Genomic DNA, 16,784 nt, shown 5'->3' on the forward strand with positions numbered 1-16,784 from the left:
CAATCGCAAGGAGCACCTCATGTCCAGCACCAATGCTGCACCCGCCTACCCCGACGACATGCACCCCGGACTCGTCCCCGGGATCAGCGTAGAAGAACAACGCAACCGATTCGGGGTGGACAAGCTCGTCTTCGGTGTCACCGCGGTGCTCATCGTCGCGTTCATCATTTGGGGCATCGCCGCCCCAGACACCGTCGGCGAAGTCGCCGGCAACGCACTGAACTGGGGCATGTACAACTTCGGCTGGCTGTTTAACATCATCATGTCCGGCTGCGTCGTCCTGATGCTCGTCATCGCGTTCTCACGCTTCGGCACCATCAAGCTCGGCAAGGACGACGAGGAACCGGAGTACTCCTTCTTCTCCTGGATCGCCATGATGTTCGCGGCAGGTATTGGCGTCGGCATCTTCTTCTTCGGCCCCTCCGAACCCCTCAACCACTACATCACCCCACCACCGCTGACTGTCGACGCCGAAACCCCCGAAGCCCTGCACCAAGCCATGGCGCAGTCCCACTTCCACTGGGGCGTTTCGCCGTGGTCGGCCTACGCGCTCGTCGGCGGTGCACTCGCCTACTCGACGTATCGACGCGGCCGCGTCTCCCTCCTGTCCTCCATCTTCACCCCGCTGACCAAGGGTGGGGCGACATGGACCAGCAAGATCGTTGACATCCTCGCGATCGTCGCCACCCTCTTCGGCACAGCGGCATCCCTCGGCGTTGCGTCCCTGCAGATCACCGAGGGCGTGTCCATCGTCGGCGGCGTCGAAGTGTCCACCGGTGTGCTCATCGCCATCGTGATGCTGCTGTCTACCGGCTTCATGATCTCGGCCGTCTCCGGCGTGTCCAAGGGCGTGCGCATCCTCTCCAACATCAACATCACGCTGACACTCGGCGCGATCTTCTTCGTGTTCGTCACCGGCCCGACCCTGTTCCTCACGAACCTGATCCCGTCCGGCACGATCGCGTACGTCGACAAGTACATGGACATGGCGTCCCGTTCGCTGACCTGGGGCACGGAAACCCTCGACTTCCAGTCGGCCTGGACCGCCTTCTACTGGGCATGGTGGATCGCGTGGACCCCGTTCGTCGGCATGTTCATCGCCCGCATCTCCCGCGGCCGCACGCTACGCCAGTTCGTCATCGTCACCATCGTCGTACCGACGACCGTGCTCATCCTCGCGTTCACCATCTTCGGCGGCACCGCCATCTCCTTCAACCGGGACAACATCCCAGGTTTCGACGGCACCAGCTCCACCGAAAGCGTCCTCTACGCCATGTTTGAGCAGCTGCCCTTCTACGGCCTGACGTCCGCCCTCCTGATCGTCATCCTCTCGATCTTCTTCATCACCTCTGCCGACTCCGCCTCCGTCGTCATGGGCACCATGTCTTCCAAGGGCGACCCCGCGCCGAAGAAACCGATCGTGTTGTTCTGGGGTGCGTGCATGATGGGCATCGCCGTCGTCATGCTGCTCACCGGCGGCGAAGACGCGCTGTCCGGCCTGCAGTCCCTGACCATTCTCTCCGCGCTGCCCTTCTCCGTCATCCTGATCTTCATCGGCATCGCCTTCCTGCGGGATCTCTCCACCGACCCACTCGCAATCCGCAACACCTACGCGCGCTCCGCAATGCGCGCCGCCGTCATCAAGGGCCTCGAAGAATACGGCGACGACTTCGAACTCACCGTCAACCAAGCCGACGAAGGCAAAGGCGCCGGCGCCGACTTCGACTCCACCGCCGCCCACGTCACCGACTGGTACCAGCGCACCAACGAGGACGGCGAAAACGTCGGCTACGACTACGAAACCGGCACCTGGGCCGACGGCTACGAGCCAGAGACCGAAGATTCCGATTCTGAGTCTGGGTCTGGGTCTGGGTCCAAGAAGGACTAGCTCGGCAGGGCGCCGACCAGCTCGGCTCATCAGCGCCCTTTGCGCAAATGGGAGTAACAGGATTGTAGTAATCCGGATTTTGGACCCCGAGGGATTACTACCATCCTGTTACTACCTTTTAGGTTTTACGGCCGAGCCTCACCTCATCGATGCAGCACCCCGGGCAGCTTCAACATACCCGTGTGCAGCCCGAACGCGACAGCACCACCGATCAACACCGCCAAGATTCCGAGCACGATACCCACGATGCTGCCCGTCGAAGAGCCTGGCATAGGTGCTGCCGTCGGTTTCGCTTGAACAGTCATTTTCGTTTCGTTGCCGGCAGCATCACGAACCTTCACGACGTCCCCCGCACGCAACGGCCGCGACAACCGGAGACTCCACCTCTTTTTGTTGTTCGCTTGCACAGGCGACTCGCCCTGACCTGTTACCGACACTGTTAGCCTCTGCCCCGCATGGTCAGCGCCACCTCGGAGCTCTGTCAGCCCCTCAACGAGGGCGTCCAAAGTCGGTGCCTTCGTTGTCCGCGGGGCGGACTCCGGAGCCGACGTCGTAACCGATGGTTTCGTCGTTGCAGTTGTCCGCGGGGCGGATTGCTTCGTGGTCGCGGTTGTCCGCGGGGCGGACGGCTTGGTCGTTGCGGTTGTCCGCGGGGCGGACTCCGGAGCCGACGTCGTAGCCGATAGTTTCGTGGTCGTAGTTGTTCGCGGCGCGGACGGTTTCGTGGTCACAGTTGTCCGTGGGGCGGAACTTTCAGCACTCGACGGAGCCGGCCTCGTAGCCGACGGTTTCGTGGTCGTGGTCGTGGTCGTGGTTGTCCGCGGGGCGGACGGTTTCGTGGTCGTGGTTGTCCGCGGGGCAGACGGTTTGGTCGTTGCGGTTGTCCGAGGCGTGGACTTCGGAGCCGGCCTCGTAGCCGACGGTTTCGTGGTCGTGGATGTCCGCGGGGCAGACGGTTTCGTGGACGTAGTTGTCCGCGGCGCGGAACTTTCAGCACTCGGCCGAACAGACGTAGTTGTCCGCGGCGTGGACTCCGGTGCCGACGTCGTAGCCGATGGTTTCGTCGTTGCGGTTGTCGGCGGGGCGGACGGCTTGGTCGTCGTAGTTGTCCGCGAGGTGGACGGCTTGGTGGTCGTGGTTGTCCGCGGGGCGGAACTTTCAACGCTCGACGGAACAGGCCTAGTTGTCCGCGGCGTGGACTTCGGTGCCGACGTCGTAGCCGATGGTTTCGTCGTTGCGGTTGTCGGCGGGGCGGACGTCGTTGGCTTCGGAGGTACTACACTCGGCGCCACACTCGGCGCCGAACTCGACGGCGTGGCCTCAGCCTCAGCTGCGGACACTGTCACAGCGGCAGTAACCGTCTCGGTGGACTGGTCCGGGTAGGTAACCAAAACCCGGACGTCGTGGCGCCCGGCTTTTGTCCCGGCGGGCGGGGTTACGGTGAGGGATCCATCGGCGGACACGGTGACCCAATCTTGTGTGTGGGCGTCGCGGGCGAAGCTGACGTCGTCAGGCGCGGGACGACCTGTGGGAGCGAGTGTGGGTGCCGGCGCCGTGGTGCGCTTCCCTGCTTCGACGGTGATTGGCTGCCATTCCGGCTGGTAGTCCTCGGCGAGTGGTTTGGCGCTGACTGCGAATTGCGCGGAGTCCACAATTTGGGACTCGAGCATCAATCGACCCTGGAAGGTGGTGCCGTCGGGGGTGTCGTCGGGGACGGTGAAGGAGCAGCTGTTGAGGTTGTCGTCGTTGCAGGCACCGACGATTTCGCCTCGCGCGTTGGTCCACTCGATGTCGGCGGACTGGCCAAGTGCGGAAACCATTTCTACGAAGGGGTGCACGTCGGCTCCAGGCGCGGCGCGGTGCAGGCCGGTGGATGCGCTGAGGTGGAGGCGGGGGTCGGAGGCGTCGGGGACGAGGGCGAAGTGGACGCCGTCGGCGGCGAAGATGCCTTCCGCGCGGTACTGGGCTGCGGGGAGTACGGAGTGTTCGCCGGCGGGGCCAAACATCGGCACGGACCATCCCGAGTACGCCGGGAGCACCTGCTGCGTTGGCCCGGAGTGCTTCGAGCCTGCGACGACGAAGCCGTACAGCGAGTCTTCGGTTACGCGTCCGCTGAATCGCACGGTGTAGTGGCCGTGCTCGACCTTTGCCATCACGGTTTCAGCGATCGCTTCGGGGTATTCGCGCAGGTATGCGGCCTGTGCGCGGGAAAGCTCGGCAGGGTCTGCGATGTCGCCGGTGGCCTCCCTCAGCTTTTCGACGCCCTCTTCGCTCAACCGGCTCATCACCACGTAGTGGCCGTCGCCATCTTGGCCTTCAGTTTTGCGCGGGAATCCGTCTTCCTGGTTGATGCTGGACCAGTACACCACGCCGGAGACTGAGTACTGTGGCCGATCTCCGGCAGGGCCGTGCTCGTCGAGTTTCCACTCAGCGCGCGGGCGGGCGAACGCGAAGGGGGCGTCGGCGGTGGCGGGTTGTTCGGCGGCGTAGATGTGGGCGTGCGTCAGTGCGGAGCCTTCGATGACTTTGGCGCCGAGTAGTTCGTCGGTGTCGGGGCTCATGAATCCGACACCGGAGCCTGGTCCCTGACGCAGCGTGACTAGGGTGTTGCCGGCGGGCCCTTGTTGGTTGGGGCGCAGCCACAGCTTGTAGCGGGTACGTTTGCCTCCAGATTCCGGGGCGAAACGGTGCAGGGCGCCTTCGGAGTCAACCCAGTCGAGGTTGTCGAAGACGAAGTAGCCTTCTCCCGGAGGGGTGCCGTCGGCAAGTGTGTGGGTGCTCGCAGTGAACACTGGCGACGCCGGGGACGTGTTGTCCATCCACTGCAGGTAGACGGTGTAGCCGTTTCCGAGTCCCTGCTGTTGCGCATTCAGCGAGTAGGCGTCCGTGGCCAGCACTGCGCGGCCCTGCACGACTCCCTGCACCTGCTGCTGCTCGATCTGCTCCAGCGAGGTGACGCGGCCGGCGGCGATGGCGTCATTTTCAGTTTGTGCCTGCTCTACAGCGGGGTGCGGGTCCGCCGCGAGAGCGGGCGCGTCGTTAAGCGCGAGTGAGCAGATGATGGTTCCGGCGATCAGCGCACGTCGGCGGGCGGCGCGGGACGCTCCAAAGTTTCGCATGAGGGGTGTCCTTTCGGAGGCAATAAAATCGCCCTGATGCTACTTCAAAGTTTCTCGAAAACACGCATCCTAATTAGCCCGACAAAAACATATGAAACACGGTAGACAATTCTCCCGCCTGCACATTTACGAGCCGTCACGCCGTAGCCCATACAGTACATTTTCGACACCTGGCCACAAACAGGCGCCGCACACTAATGAAACTTCAAGGTCACAAAAACATCCACCGCACACTCGCGCGGTGGATGCATCACAAAGGATATAGACCGTAAAATGTGTGGTGATTTCCACCACACTCGGCGCTGAGGGGCTACGCCTCGTCGGTCGACAGCGCTGCCACGAATGCCTCCTGCGGCACGGTGACCGAGCCGATCGCCTTCATACGCTTCTTGCCGGCCTTCTGCTTCTCCAGCAGCTTGCGCTTACGCGAAATGTCGCCGCCGTAGCACTTGGACAACACGTCCTTACGCAGCGCACGGATGTTTTCGCGCGAGATGATCTTCGAGCCAATCGCCGCCTGCACGGGGACCTCGAACTGCTGGCGTGGGATGAGTTCCTTGAGCTTCTTGGTCATCTTGTTGCCGTACCACTGCGCGGAGTCCTTGTGCACGATCGCGGAGAACGCGTCCACGGGGTCGCCCTGCAGCAGGATGTCCACCTTGACCAGGTCCGCTTCCTGCTCGCCGGCGTCCTCGTAATTCAGGGAGGCGTAGCCCTTGGTGCGGGACTTGAGCATGTCGAAGAAGTCGAAGATGATCTCGCCGAGCGGCATGTAGTAGCGCAGCTCGACGCGGTCCTCCGAGAGGTACTCCATGTTCTTCATGGTGCCGCGCTTCGACTGGCACAGCTCCATCGTGGTGCCAACGAACTCCTGCGGGACGATGATCGTCATGTTGACGATCGGCTCATACACCGCCTGCAGCTTGCCACCTGGCCAGTCGGATGGGTTGTGCACCATCTGCTCTGAGCCGTCCTCGGCGATCACGCGGTAGGTGACCGACGGCGCGGTGGAAATCAGGTCCAGGTCGAATTCGCGCTCGAGGCGGTCGCGGGTGATCTCCATGTGGAGCAGTCCCAGGAAGCCGCAGCGGAAACCGAAGCCCAGCGCCACGGAGGTCTCTGGCTCCCAGGTCAGGGAGGCGTCGTTAAGCTGCAGCTTCTCCAGCGACTCGCGCAACGCCGGGAAGTCCTCCTGTGAGACCGGGAACAGGCCCGAGTACACCATCGGCTTGACCTCCTCGAAGCCGTCGAGTGGCTCCTCTGCCCCCTTGTTAGCCCAGGTCACGGTGTCGCCGACGCGGGTTTCGCGCACATCCTTCACGCCGGTAATCAGGTAGCCGACCTCGCCGGGGCCGAGCCCCTTTGTCTTCTTCATGGTTGGAGAGACCACGCCGATCTCGAGGATTTCGTGGCGCACGCCGGTATTCATCATCTGCACCTGCTGGTTCGGCAGCAGCTTGCCGTCCATCATGCGGATGTAGGTAACGACGCCGCGGTAGGTGTCGTAGACGGAGTCGAAGATCAAGGCGCGGGCCGGCGCATCGGCGTCAAACTCTGACGATGGTGCCGGGATTAGTTCGACGACCTTATCCAGAAGCTCCGGGACGCCTTCACCTGTCTTGCCGGACACGCGCAGCACGTCCTCCGGCTCGCAGCCGATAATGTTGGCGATCTCCAGCGCGTATTTCTCCGGGTCGGCTGCCGGCAGGTCGATCTTGTTGAGGACCGGGATGATTTCCAGGTCATTGTCCATGGCCATGTACAAATTCGCCAGGGTCTGGGCTTCGATGCCCTGGGCGGCGTCGACAAGCAAGATTGCGCCCTCACACGCCTCGAGAGCGCGCGAGACCTCGTAGGAGAAGTCGACGTGGCCCGGCGTGTCAATCATCTGCAGGACCATCTCCTGGCCCTCGTACTCGCCGGAGCGGGGCGTCCATGGCAGGCGCACGTTCTGGGCCTTAATAGTAATGCCGCGCTCGCGTTCAATATCCATATTGTCCAGGTACTGATCACGCATCTCACGGGCCTCGACGACATCAGACAGCTGCAAAATGCGGTCCGCGAGCGTGGATTTTCCGTGGTCAATGTGGGCAATAATGCAGAAGTTTCGGATCCGCTCCGGGTCCGTGAACGTGGTTTCCGCGAAATTTCGTTTTTGGGCAGCCATAATTGTGCCACTCTACCTCGCAGTGCCCCATTTCGAAACACAACCTTGCCCAGGCCAGGCAAAACACTTAAAGTTTGCACCATGGTTTTCTGGCGCAAGCTTCAACAGCAACGACGTGCCTCCCTCGAGGAGGGGCTCGCGCTGCTCAACGAGCGCCTCGGGCTCACCCCCGGCACCAAGACCCGCACCACCGCCACGCGTATCGACGTCCAACCTACGGAACAGCACGCCCGGAACCTGTATTACGGTCCGGACATGGACGGCAACGCCGAACCCGGCGAGGTCGTGTGGGCGCTCGTGCCGTCGACTCCCCCGGAGGAACGCGCGATGCTCGTCGTCGGACGCGACCACCACGATGTTCTTGCCCTGCTCATCCACTGCGGCGAGGAGCCGGTGTCGGACCCTGCGTCTGCCACTGAGGAGTGGCTCGGCATCGGCACCGGGGACTGGGACGCCTCCGGCCAACCCGGCTGGCTGCGCCTGGACCTGCTGCTTGTCGTGCCGGAGGCAAGTATCCACCGGCGAGGCGCCACCCTCCCCGCCCGGCGCTTCGATCGCGTGGCGAACCGGCTGCGCGACACGTACCACTGGACCTAGTAAGCCTGCCACTTGCCCCGTTTCTCGTGGTGGGGTATCTTAGTCGAGTTGTTTGTATCCGGTTTCGGGTGCGTGATCTACGCGGGCAGGACCTTGGGTTCGCGTCAAGTTCAAAGCATTACGCAGCAACAGCCCGTTGCCGAATCTTCGACATTGCAATCGATACCAACTTATTTAAGAGGTGCACATTATGGCTAACATCAAGCAGCAGAAGAAGCGCGTTCTCACCAACGAGAAGCGTCGCGTTCGCAACAAGTCCGTCCGTTCCGCTGTCCGCACGGAGATCCGTAAGTTCCGTGAGGCTGTTGAGTCCGGCGACAAGGCTGCCGCTGAGAAGCAGCTGCGTTTCGCTTCCCGCAAGCTGGACAAGGCTGTGTCCAAGGGCGTGTTCCACCGCAACAACGCGGCGAACAAGAAGTCGAACATGGCTCGCGCTCTGAACAAGATGGCCTAAGCTTTTCGCGCAGAGCAATCCTGTGCCCCGGCTCCGTCCGGTGCGCAGGATTTTTTGCATTCGTAACATTGCTGGATCTGCTCTACGATACTGAATTTGTGAAGAACTATCGTCGTGCGCTTTGCGCAGCAGTAACAGCTACAACTCTGACGTTGGGCGCCGTAGCGGTGGCCCCTGAGCAGTCCGCCGTCACCCCTACAGCGCAGGCACAGCAGATGCCTGACCTACGTCAGCTCCAGAAGATGTTGAACCCGCAAAACATTCGGTTGGACCGGCTGGCGCTGCTCGTCGGCCTTGTCGCGGCCATTGTGATTTTGGGCCCGGTCACCGGCACGATCGGCTCCTCGCACGAGCCGGGCCGCCGCGGTTCCCAGGAGCGCCGCACCGTCAACGCTGATGGCCTGTCGCGCTCCTACAATGTGGTGTTGCCTTCGGGCTATGAGGAAGGAAAGTCCTACCCCGTCATCATCGGCTACGGCGGGTGGCAGCACACCGCCGACCAGATGCAGGGCTACGCCCACCTCGAGTCCGCTGCTGCGGGCCGCGCCATCGTCGTCTACGCCGAGGGCGAGTCCCAGGCTTGGGCGGGTGCACCGTACGCACGTACGTCGACGCGCGAGGACATTGCATACACCCGCGCGATTATCGACGACCTCGTCGAGAACTTCGGCGCCGACCGCAACCGCGTGAGCGCCGTCGGACTTTCCAACGGCGGTGGCATGGTGGCCTCGCTTGCCTGCCACGCCCCTGAGCTTGTCAACGGTATCGCCTCTGTGGCGGGCGCCTATTACAACCCGACCGTCGAGGGCTGCAAGAGCGGTTCCGTGCCGACGCTCATCATGCACGGCACCAACGACAACGTCGTCGGCTACGACGGCGGCACCCGCCACGGCAAGCCGTTCCGTTCCGTCAACGACGTGTTCAACCTGTTCATGGACAAGAACGGCTGCATCGCGGGCTCCGCCACCGAGACCCGCCTGGGCAACGTCACCACGTTGAGCCCTGCCTGTGGCGCCCGAACTGAGCTGCAGCGCGTCGAAGGTGGCGGCCACACGTGGTTCACGGATCCATCTGCAAGTACCGCCACCGTGGACTTCCTGCTCAGCCTGCGCTAAGCAGACCACGCACCACGAGGAGCGCGCCAACAACGCAGAAGAAGCCGCCGGAGCCCATATCGATTGCGGGCCCGGCGGCTAGTAATTTGCGCCGCACCCGGTTCGTAGACACCACCTGCGTGAGCACGCCGAACAGGATGAACGAGCTGGCCCACAGCGACAGGATCACCACAATCTGCGTTGCCCACGACGGACTGGCTGGCAGCAGTGGCGCAATCATGGCGGACAACGCCAGCACGATTTTCGGGTTCGCCAGGTTCGTCGAAAGTCCCCGAACAAAGCTGGCTCGCAGGCTACCGAGCCTCTGCTCTGCTTCCTCGAGGGAAAGCGGTGGGTTGCGCCGGTCGCGCCAACCCTGGCGCACCGCGTTGATACCCATCCATACCAGATACGCTCCGCCGATCACCTGCACTACCTGCAGCGCGCGCGGCACGGCGGTCAGCAGCGCCGCCGCACCGAACACGGTCAGCGAGCACCACCACAGCACACCCAGCTGGATTCCGCACGTCGTTGCCCACGCGTGCGGCCGCGAGCGCGTCGCGGTACGGGTCACCAGGATGACGTCGGGCCCCGGGGCGGCCGCACCAACCAAGTTCAGACCGACAATGACCGCGAGATCTGCCGGCGCGATCAACGCTGCGTGCCCTTGAGCAGGTCGATGAGGTCCTCACGGCCGAACATGCTCGCCGTGTCGATGGCACTCGGAGTGCCGATGGTGGCGTCGGCACCCGCGTTGATAAGTGCACGGGCGATGTCGTCTTCCTTCTTGAAGATCGTCCCTGCCAGCGGGCTTTGCCCGCGCGCGTTCAGCGCGTTGACGTCTGCGCCGCGCGCGATGAGCCCTTCGGTCAGGGCGAGGTGCCCGGAGTAGCTGGCGAGCATCAACAACGAGTTTCCGTCCTGGTTCGCCAGATTGACGTCGACGCCCTGGTCAACGTAATCGAGCAGGGTTGCCTCGCCGTCACGCGCCATCTGGAAGAGGCGGGCGGCGAAGGCTTGGACGTCTTCGGGGATCTCGTTTGGTTGCTGCGTCATAGTTTTCTTACGCTATCACGCGAGTTGGGCAATCCTGCGGACTGCTTCTTCCACCGCGTACTCCGGCTCCCCGCCATTGCCCTTCACCGTAGACTCCAGCTCAGCGACGATGATGACGGCTTGCGACACCGCATCACCCGACCACTGGCGCGCAACGTTCATGGTCTTCTTCACCACAAAGGGGTGCATCCCGACCGTTCGCGCGAGCTGGTCCGGGTTACCCCGCACCCCGTACAGCTTGGCGATGTCCCCGACCTTGTGCGCGAGCGCCGCCGCGATCGCCACCGGACTCGTGCCGAGCTGCAGTGCCCGGCGTGTGGAGGCGAGCGCGCGGTCGGCGCGCCCGGCGATGGCCTGCTCCGCGATGTCGAAGCCCGCGACTTCCGCCACGCCCGTGTAGTAGTTGCGCACAGCGTTTACGTCGACTTCCCCGTCGGTGTCCGCCACGAGCTGGCTCACCGCACTGGCGAGTTCCCGCAGGTCAGAACCGACGGATTCGAGCAGCGCAGCGACAGTGTCCGGGGTTGGGCGCTGCCCGTAGCGCCTAAACTCCTGGGTGAGCCACGAGTGTCGGTCGCGGTCGCGCAGCGGGTTCGCGCGGTGGACCTCGGCGATCTTCTCGAACTTCTTCACATAGGCTTTTTGACGCCCACCTCCGGAGTGCTCGATGATCAGCGTCATACCGGGCGCCGGGTCCACGCAGGCGCGCAGCAGGATCTCGAGCGGTTCCTTGCCTGCCAGCTCGGTGTTCTTGATCAGCACGATGCGTTCCTCCGCGAACAGTGACGGGCTGGTCGCCATGGCCAGTTCGCCTTCGGTGACGTCGCCTGCGCGCAGGGTGGTGCGCTCCGCAGCTGGGCTGAGCTGGGCAATGATGGCTTTGGTGGCGCGTTCGGCGAGGAACTCGTCTTCCCCGAGGACCAGGTGCACTGGGTTGAGCATGCTTCTTAGCGTAGCTGTTGCCTCCCGTCTGCGTAGAGGACGGGCACCGCTCCCCGGTTGGGGAAGATGACGGGGATGCCGTCCGGGGTTGCTGCCGGGCGCTTGGGTGCGCTGCCTTCCTCGAGTACCACGACGAGCTCGGTGCCTGACGGGACGGGGAGGATGTCGTCTTTGGTGGCCACGACGTGGCTGCGGAGCGTCGCGGGATCCACAACGGTGCCTCGTGGCCACGCGAAACAAGCGCTTGCTACCACCGCGCAGGTCAGGCACAGCGCCAATGTCCGGCGGCGCCACGGCACAAGCAACAGCACGGCGACCACCCACCCATAGCCGATAAGCACCGTCACCGGATTCGCAGCGACGGTCGCGGCGGGCAGCGCCGCTCCACGTTCAGCCACAGTGTGGACCCACCAGGTCAGCGGGGAGATCAACCACAGCACGATCGCCTCAAGACCTCCCGGCAGCACCGCCAGCACCACCGCGCACAGCCCGAGCACCGTCACCAGGGGCGTGACGGGAGCCACCAGCACGTTCGCGCCAACAGAGACCAGCGAGACCTGGCCCGCCATCGCGGCCACGAGCGGCATCGTCGCAACGTCTGCGGCGATGGCGACCGCGACGGCGCGTACGAGGATGTCCGGCAACGCCGTCGGTGCGAGCGCCCTGTAGAACAGCGGGAAGAGCACCACGATGCCGACGGTCGCAGCCACCGACAGCGCGAACCCGTAGTGCATCGCCAGGTCGGTATCGAAGAAAATGAGCGCAATCACCGCCAGGCACAACGCGTGAATGACCTCCGTTTGACTCGACGCCACCACCGCAACGAGTCCCACCAGCCCCATCACCGATGCCCGCAGCACGCTCGGCTCCGGCCCAACGAGCAAGGCGAACACCGCCAACGCAGCACCCGCTGCAACGAGCCTGCCGTAGAGTCCGATGCGCAGCGCTGCAGCTACTACCACGGCGAACGTCGTCACGATGGCAACGTTCGAACCCGATACCGCCGAGAGGTGCGACAGCCCGGTAGCGATGTACGCCTGCTGCTCCGACGCCCCCTGCATCGAGGTATCGCCCAGCACCATGCCCGGGATGAGGCCCTGCGAGTGTTCCCCGACGTGCTCGCGCACCGCATCGGCGAACGTTGCCCGCACGTGCTGCGCCCACCCAGATGCCCCCGTCGGCCCGGTCAACGGCTCGACCGTGCCATTGACCGCCCACGGGTTCACGCCCGCCCGCGAGGACTCCGACACAGTGCCGTCCACCCGCACCGTCGCACCACTGACCACCCCATCGGGGACACCACCGCGGACAAACACCGGCAGCTCGGCGCCACCGCTCCCGGCGCGCACGCGTACCAGCATCCCGCCAGAGTCAAGCTCCTTTGGGGCAGCGGTCACGGTGGCCTCCACCGGCAGGCGCAGCGTTCCCGCCCGCGCCACCGTGATGCGGACCCAGGCCACCACGACGGTCGCCACACCACCGGAACCGACCAGCACCGCCTGGCCCACCGCACGCGCACACCCGCACAGCACTACCGCCGCGGCGACTACAGCGAACCCCGCCCACGGCGCGAGGGCAACAGTCACGATCGTCGCTATCCAGACGCACAGCGCCGTGGGCACCAGCCGAAGCTCCTGCACCGCTTACAGCCCCACCAGCGGCGCAATCGCCTCAAACTTCGCAGGGCCAATCCCCTTGACCTGCATCAGATCCTCGACCTTCTGGAACGGGCCGTTCGCCTCCCTGTGCGCGATAATCGCCGCCGCGGTCGCCTCCCCCACCCCGGGCAGCGTGACCAGCTCCGCGGCCGACGCCCTGTTGAGCGAAATCTGACCTGTCGCCTCCACAGCACCACCACCATCCCCACCCGGCACGGCAGGGCCTTCACCGATTGCGACGACGTGGAGCTGTTGGCCGTCGACAAGCACTTGAGCGAGATTCAACTGCAGCAAGTCCGCGTGGTCGAGCGGCTGCGCAATATCCAGCGCATCCGCCACACGGGAACCCTGGTTCAGCGTCACCAGCCCAGGATTTGCCACCTCCCCCACCACCGCAACCACCACGCGCTCCGGCACATCGGTCGCAGTAGCAACGTTCTCCCAAACAGGCGCGTCCTCCTCCGCAACGTCCGGTCCGCGGACCTGCACCACCGCCCACAGCACCAGTAGGCTCATCACAACCCCCATCACCGCAGCCGCCGGCTTCACCGGAACGTGCACGCGAGGAGTCGGGTACTTCACCTGCAGCAGCGCCTCCTCACCAGTCGGGCGCGTAAGCTCTTGAATCCGTTCACTGACCTGCATAACCACAGGCTAAAACCGGCGTCCTCGCCCCAACAGACCAAGCAAACCCGTTGTGGACAACCCCCAAACCGCACACCCCGTGCAGGCTACTTCTCCACAGCCGCAGCCAACCCCCTTGACAGCGCCGCTACGTGCGCGAACCAAACACGACCGACAGCCCGATCGCGCCGGGCCCGGTGTGCGCAGCAAGCACATCGACCATTGGCTCCACCAGCACCCGCGAGTGCCGCGGCAGCACCTCATCAAGCATGCCCGCCAGCTGCTGCGCGGACTCTTCCGCGTCCGCATGCTGCACCGCAGCAAACACCGGCTGGGAATCCGCACGCTCCAGAACAAGCTCCGTGAGCTTGGAAAACGCCTTCGTCTGGGTGCGAGTCTTGCCTGCTAACTCGAGCTTGCCGTTGTGCATCCGCAGAATCGGCTTCGTTGCCAGCAACGCCGCCGACAACACCGCAGTCCCCGTGGAAATCCTGCCAGACTTGCGCAACCAGTCCAGCTGGTGCAGGTAGCACCACGTCTCCGAGCGCTTCAGCGTGGAGGACGCCATCGCTTCTACCTCGTCGAGGCTCGCCCCCTCGCGCGCGACGGTCGCCGCCGCCATCGCTGCCGCCCCGACCGCCATGCCGACGGTACTAGTCTCGAGCACCCGCACGTTCCCCGGGAACACCCCCGAAGCAGAAACCGCCGCGGACCAGGTGGAAGAAAAGTGCTTCGACAGGTGTAGGGCTACCACGCCATCGTCCCCAGAGCGCTCGAGCTGACGCCCGTAAGCCGCTGCGAGTTCCAAGGCCGACAGCCCGCTCGTCGATACTTCATCGTCTTCGACATGCTCCATGACGTGCAGCGGGAGCACCGTAATGTCGAGCTCACTGGCAATATCAGCTGGCAAACCCGCCGAGGAATCAACAACAACCCGTACCGCCATTTAGACCGTCAACCCCTGGTTCCACGCCTCGAGGTACCACTGCACGCCAGTGTCCGGCTCGCCGTAGCGCGGCAACGCCTGCAGCTGCGCAAAGTTCGCGTTACGCAGGCTCTTCATCATCGGGTACTGCGAGATCTCCAGGTCTAGCAGGCTCGACGTCAGCGCCGCGATCGTACCTCCGTGGGCGACAAGCAGCACCGCCGCGTCATCCCACCCGTCGAAGTGCTCCATCAACTCGTCAACAACCGGGCGTGCCCGTTGCGCGACGTCAATCCGGCTCTCGCCTTCCGGCGGCGCCCACGTTGGGGTATTGCGCCAGTGGGCGCGAACGCTGCCGTCGGCGCCATCGACCTCGGCGTGTGTCTTGCCCTGCCACTGCCCGAGGTGCGTCTCGCGCAGGCGCGCATCATAGGTCACCGGCAGCTCGAGGTGCTCCGCGACGATCTGTGCCGTGACTGCAGCCCTGCTCAGGTCCGAAGCCACAATCTTGGCGACGCCCATTTCTGTCAACACCGGCGCAATGTTTCGCGCCTGCTGCCTCCCCTCTTCCGACAACTCCGTGTCGAGTTGCCCCTGCATCCTCGACGTGGCGTTATACGTGGTTTGGCCGTGTCGCAGCAAGATGAGTCGTCGCGCCATGGTGTTAGAACTCGTCCTCGTCCTCAGGGGCATCGCCTGCCAGCGGAAGGTCTTCAATCTGCTGCGCCGAACGCACACTCTCGCCGTCCGCGAACGCACCAGGGCGTTCGTAGGCTGGCAGGCCCTCCACGCTAATTGCCGGGCAGTCTGCGTACAGGCGGTCCAGGCCGTAGAAGTCGCGCTCCGGGCTGCGCTGCACGTGCACCACGATGTTGCCGTAGTCCAGCAGCACCCAGCGGTTTTCGCGAACGCCCTCGCGGCGCTTCGGCTCGAAGCCGGCGTCGGTCATGTCGTCCTCAATCTCCTGGACGATCGCGTTTACCTTGCGCTCGTTGTCCGCGGAGACCATCACAAAAATATCGGTAATGCCGATCACGTTCGACACATCGATGACGCCGATGTTCTCGCCGAGCTTCTCGTCGGCGGCCTTCGCGGCGATCGCGGCCTGATCAAGAGAGATCTGCAGAGCAGTCAAGTACTCAGTCCTTCGTCAGTAATGAAAAATAGCAGTAACGCGCCTATTGTCCCACGCTAAGGGCGCTGTTCGCCACTTGAACGATATAGGTCGTTTTTCGCAATGTACTGCACCACGCCATCTGGCACCAGGTACCACACCGGGCGGCCTTCTTTGGCGCGCTCGCGGCACCCCGTGGACGAGATCGCCATCGCAGGAATCTCAATCAAATGCACCTGCTCCTGCACGTCTTCGGGCAGGAAGGATTCGCTCAGCTCGTAGCCGGGGCGCGTCACGCCGACAAACTGCGCCAGGTCAAACATCAGGTCCCAGTCGCGCCACGACATTATCGACGCCAACGCATCCGCGCCCGTGATAAAGAACAGTTCCGCCTGCGGCAACAGGGCGCGCAAATCCCGCAGCGTGTCCAGGGTGTAGGTCGGCCCCTCTCTGTCAATGTCTACCCGAGAGACCGAGAACCTCGGATTCGAGGCAGTCGCGATGACCGTCATGAGGTAGCGATCTTCAGAGTCGGTGATCTGCCGATCCGCCTTCTGCCAGGGCTGACCCGTCGGCACAAACACGACCTCGTCGAGGTCAAAACGGTCGGCGACCTCGCTCGCGGCCACGAGGTGGCCGTTGTGGATCGGGTCGAAAGTACCGCCCATGACGCCCACTCGTCGGGCGTCGCGCAATGATGCTGCTACGGCCTCTGCCACGTGCTTACCCGATCCAGACGTTCGCCTGCTCGAAAGCGAGCCAGAACGCTGTAAGCCCCACGCCAACAATTGAGCCAAGCACAATGAGCAGGATGCCCCACCACGGCAACTTCTCCTTGCCTTCTGCGGATGAATCTGGGCGCTGCTTCATCGATGACATCGAGCTGGCGTTGAGGTCTTCACACACCGGCTTGCCATGCTCGTCAAGCACTGGGATGCGCTGCCCGTTGGCGTCGACAAGTACGTTGCCCTTGCCATCCGTCCGGAACTGGCACTTCTGCGACTGGATGTATACCCCGCGTGACGGCGTCGGCACCGCCACGCCTGCTTCAGTCTCCTGAGCCTGCGCAACCGACACCCCACTGGTCAACAGCGTCGCTGTTACAAGAGCGCTACACGCTGCCCGCTTCCACGAAACCATGACTGT

16 protein-coding genes are annotated in these 16,784 nt (G+C 63.9%); 4 read left to right on the forward strand and 12 right to left on the reverse strand.

Features of this window, described 5'->3' with window-relative positions; translation table 11 throughout:
* Window positions 1-19: 19 nt before the first annotated feature.
* Window positions 20-1,888, forward strand: coding sequence for a BCCT family transporter (locus BJP06_RS08420; RefSeq protein WP_071573542.1), 1,869 nt, complete (start codon window positions 20-22; stop codon window positions 1,886-1,888).
* Between the two features lie 143 nt (window positions 1,889-2,031).
* Here BJP06_RS08420 and BJP06_RS08425 read toward each other — a convergent pair whose 3' ends face one another.
* Both BJP06_RS08425 and lepA read right to left on the reverse strand, forming a co-directional pair.
* Window positions 2,032-5,007, reverse strand: a complete 2,976-nt coding sequence (locus BJP06_RS08425) for a Rib/alpha-like domain-containing protein (RefSeq protein ID WP_071573543.1) — start codon at window positions 5,005-5,007, stop codon at window positions 2,032-2,034.
* 310 nt (window positions 5,008-5,317) lie between these two features.
* Window positions 5,318-7,174 (reverse strand): translation elongation factor 4, encoded by a 1,857-nt coding sequence (lepA, locus tag BJP06_RS08430; protein WP_070362058.1) that lies wholly within the window; start codon window positions 7,172-7,174, stop codon window positions 5,318-5,320.
* A gap of 81 nt (window positions 7,175-7,255) precedes the next feature.
* On the opposite strand from lepA, the gene BJP06_RS08435 reads away from it, so the two are divergent.
* From BJP06_RS08435 to BJP06_RS08445, 3 genes are all read left to right on the forward strand, one after another.
* Complete coding sequence (locus tag BJP06_RS08435) at window positions 7,256-7,771, forward strand: type II toxin-antitoxin system PemK/MazF family toxin (protein ID WP_070362057.1); 516 nt, start codon at window positions 7,256-7,258, stop codon at window positions 7,769-7,771.
* Window positions 7,772-7,961: 190 nt separating this feature from the next.
* On the forward strand, window positions 7,962-8,225 hold the full coding sequence (gene rpsT / locus BJP06_RS08440) for a 30S ribosomal protein S20 (RefSeq protein ID WP_070362056.1): 264 nt from the start codon (window positions 7,962-7,964) through the stop codon (window positions 8,223-8,225).
* A 98-nt stretch (window positions 8,226-8,323) separates the two neighbouring features.
* A complete protein-coding gene (locus tag BJP06_RS08445) occupies window positions 8,324-9,340 on the forward strand; it encodes a PHB depolymerase family esterase (protein WP_143110601.1) in 1,017 nt (338 codons plus the stop codon).
* Here the strand turns inward: BJP06_RS08445 and BJP06_RS08450 are convergent.
* The 10 genes from BJP06_RS08450 to BJP06_RS08495 all read right to left on the reverse strand — a co-directional run bounded on the left by BJP06_RS08450 (window position 9,327) and on the right by BJP06_RS08495 (window position 16,778).
* The gene (locus tag BJP06_RS08450) at window positions 9,327-9,971 is read right to left on the reverse strand and encodes a LysE family translocator (protein ID WP_071573595.1); all 645 of its coding nucleotides are present in this window, start codon (window positions 9,969-9,971) and stop codon (window positions 9,327-9,329) included. The two genes, BJP06_RS08445 and BJP06_RS08450, sit on opposite strands and share 14 nt — an antisense overlap.
* Window positions 9,971-10,375: an ankyrin repeat domain-containing protein gene (locus BJP06_RS08455; protein WP_071573544.1), complete on the reverse strand. Its 405-nt coding sequence runs from the start codon at window positions 10,373-10,375 to the stop codon at window positions 9,971-9,973. Before BJP06_RS08455 ends, BJP06_RS08450 begins: the two co-directional genes overlap by 1 nt.
* Before the next feature lie 15 nt (window positions 10,376-10,390).
* Window positions 10,391-11,317: a DNA polymerase III subunit delta gene (gene holA, locus BJP06_RS08460; RefSeq protein ID WP_070362053.1), complete on the reverse strand. Its 927-nt coding sequence runs from the start codon at window positions 11,315-11,317 to the stop codon at window positions 10,391-10,393.
* Window positions 11,318-11,322: 5 nt separating this feature from the next.
* A complete protein-coding gene (locus tag BJP06_RS08465; RefSeq protein ID WP_071573545.1) occupies window positions 11,323-12,957 on the reverse strand; it encodes a ComEC/Rec2 family competence protein in 1,635 nt (544 codons plus the stop codon).
* A 3-nt stretch (window positions 12,958-12,960) separates the two neighbouring features.
* The gene (locus BJP06_RS08470) at window positions 12,961-13,620 is read right to left on the reverse strand and encodes a ComEA family DNA-binding protein (protein WP_071573546.1); all 660 of its coding nucleotides are present in this window, start codon (window positions 13,618-13,620) and stop codon (window positions 12,961-12,963) included.
* A gap of 127 nt (window positions 13,621-13,747) precedes the next feature.
* Window positions 13,748-14,545 (reverse strand): DegV family protein, encoded by a 798-nt coding sequence (locus tag BJP06_RS08475; RefSeq protein ID WP_071573547.1) that lies wholly within the window; start codon window positions 14,543-14,545, stop codon window positions 13,748-13,750.
* A complete protein-coding gene (locus tag BJP06_RS08480) occupies window positions 14,546-15,184 on the reverse strand; it encodes a histidine phosphatase family protein (RefSeq protein ID WP_071573548.1) in 639 nt (212 codons plus the stop codon).
* Between the two features lie 4 nt (window positions 15,185-15,188).
* Window positions 15,189-15,659 carry a ribosome silencing factor gene (rsfS, locus tag BJP06_RS08485; protein ID WP_071573549.1) on the reverse strand — a complete coding sequence of 157 codons (471 nt, stop codon included), beginning with the start codon at window positions 15,657-15,659 and terminating at the stop codon, window positions 15,189-15,191.
* A 56-nt stretch (window positions 15,660-15,715) separates the two neighbouring features.
* A complete protein-coding gene (nadD, locus tag BJP06_RS08490) occupies window positions 15,716-16,357 on the reverse strand; it encodes a nicotinate-nucleotide adenylyltransferase (RefSeq protein WP_369822018.1) in 642 nt (213 codons plus the stop codon).
* A gap of 4 nt (window positions 16,358-16,361) precedes the next feature.
* On the reverse strand, window positions 16,362-16,778 hold the full coding sequence (locus tag BJP06_RS08495; protein ID WP_070975217.1) for a hypothetical protein: 417 nt from the start codon (window positions 16,776-16,778) through the stop codon (window positions 16,362-16,364).
* Window positions 16,779-16,784 lie beyond the last annotated feature (6 nt).

This window comes from Corynebacterium sp. NML120713 (genome assembly GCF_001875735.1).
In the GTDB taxonomy this organism is placed as follows: Bacteria; Actinomycetota; Actinomycetes; order Mycobacteriales; family Mycobacteriaceae; genus Corynebacterium; species Corynebacterium pseudogenitalium.

Excerpts from the sequence above, each read along its gene's own strand:
- BJP06_RS08420 (WP_071573542.1), top strand. The coding sequence starts at position 20 with ATGTCCAGCACCAATGCTGCACCCGCCTACCCCGACGACATGCACCCC.
- BJP06_RS08425 (WP_071573543.1), bottom strand. The coding sequence starts at position 5,007 with ATGCGAAACTTTGGAGCGTCCCGCGCCGCCCGCCGACGTGCGCTGATC.
- lepA (WP_070362058.1), bottom strand. The coding sequence starts at position 7,174 with ATGGCTGCCCAAAAACGAAATTTCGCGGAAACCACGTTCACGGACCCG.
- BJP06_RS08435 (WP_070362057.1), top strand. The coding sequence starts at position 7,256 with ATGGTTTTCTGGCGCAAGCTTCAACAGCAACGACGTGCCTCCCTCGAG.
- rpsT (WP_070362056.1), top strand. The coding sequence starts at position 7,962 with ATGGCTAACATCAAGCAGCAGAAGAAGCGCGTTCTCACCAACGAGAAG.
- BJP06_RS08455 (WP_071573544.1), bottom strand. The coding sequence starts at position 10,375 with ATGACGCAGCAACCAAACGAGATCCCCGAAGACGTCCAAGCCTTCGCC.
- holA (WP_070362053.1), bottom strand. The coding sequence starts at position 11,317 with ATGCTCAACCCAGTGCACCTGGTCCTCGGGGAAGACGAGTTCCTCGCC.
- BJP06_RS08470 (WP_071573546.1), bottom strand. The coding sequence starts at position 13,620 with ATGCAGGTCAGTGAACGGATTCAAGAGCTTACGCGCCCGACTGGTGAG.
- BJP06_RS08475 (WP_071573547.1), bottom strand. The coding sequence starts at position 14,545 with ATGGCGGTACGGGTTGTTGTTGATTCCTCGGCGGGTTTGCCAGCTGAT.
- BJP06_RS08480 (WP_071573548.1), bottom strand. The coding sequence starts at position 15,184 with ATGGCGCGACGACTCATCTTGCTGCGACACGGCCAAACCACGTATAAC.
- BJP06_RS08495 (WP_070975217.1), bottom strand. The coding sequence starts at position 16,778 with ATGGTTTCGTGGAAGCGGGCAGCGTGTAGCGCTCTTGTAACAGCGACG.